The 857-nt window shown below is 63.4% G+C and carries 2 protein-coding genes; one reads left to right on the top strand and one right to left on the bottom strand.

All coding sequences use genetic code 11. The annotated features are described in order from the left end of the window. On the top strand, window positions 1–175 hold a 175-nt coding region (locus tag HTA01S_RS26210), incomplete at its 5' end, for a hypothetical protein (RefSeq protein WP_084235959.1). A gap of 190 nt (window positions 176–365) precedes the next feature. On the opposite strand, the gene HTA01S_RS25640 is transcribed toward HTA01S_RS26210, so the two are convergent. Continuing rightward, on the bottom strand, window positions 366–857 hold a 492-nt coding region (locus HTA01S_RS25640), incomplete at its 5' end, for a hypothetical protein (RefSeq protein WP_169804814.1).

Here is an 857-nt window from a genome sequence, read left to right as displayed (position 1 = left end):
CGGCACGCATGCCGGCGACATGATCGGCGAGATCGCGCTGGCGATCGAGATGGGCGCCGACGCGGTCGATATCGGCAAGACCATCCACCCGCACCCCACGCTGGGCGAGAGCATCGGCATGGCGGCGGAAGTGGCCCACGGCTCCTGTACCGATTTGCCGCCGGCGAAGAAGTAAAGCGCTTCATCGCTCGCAGACACAAAAAAGCCCGGACGGGGAACTGTCCGGGCTTTTTCTGTGCGTCAACTAGACACGATTGACCCGAGGTTCACCCGACAACCCAAGCAGCCCCTTGCGCGCGGCCCACCCGATGGCAGGCACCGCTCCACCCAGTCAGTTTCAGGAGGGTGCAGACCCTCCAGCCCGGCTACTCCAGAGCAAAGCCTTTGAGCTCCGCTGCCCGCGCCATCCACACAGGCAGTTGCCCCTGTCTCCGCGTGCGCAGTTGTGCGAGCTGCTGGTGGTACTGGGCCATGCCAGGAGGTAAGCTGCCATGGTGGTTTGCCCATGCGCAAGCCAGCAGGAACAAATCTTTCCAGTGAACTTGCTGCACGCCAGACATGCCGGCCCAGGCCAGCCAGGCACGGTCCAGCGCGGACAATGCCGCAGTTCCATCCCGGGCAGCCAAGGACAGTAGCGCGGCTCTGAAAAAGCGGTTGGGCTGCTGAGAGTAAGGACCGTCCACTTCGGGCTCCCTGTCTGCCGCTAGGACCAGGTCGCCTTGTCCTGCAAGCCATGCAAACAGCGCTGTGAGCAGCTGTGCATTGTCAGCATCGGCTTGGTAGCGTGCAGGGCGTTTGAGGGCCAGCCGTTCGTGAATGTCCAGCGCTTGCTTGGCGTGCTTGAGCGCCTCAGTAAG

The organism is Hydrogenophaga taeniospiralis CCUG 15921 (assembly GCF_001592305.1).
GTDB lineage: Bacteria > Pseudomonadota > Gammaproteobacteria > Burkholderiales > Burkholderiaceae_C > Hydrogenophaga > Hydrogenophaga taeniospiralis.
This window is presented reverse-complemented; position numbering and strand designations above follow the sequence as displayed.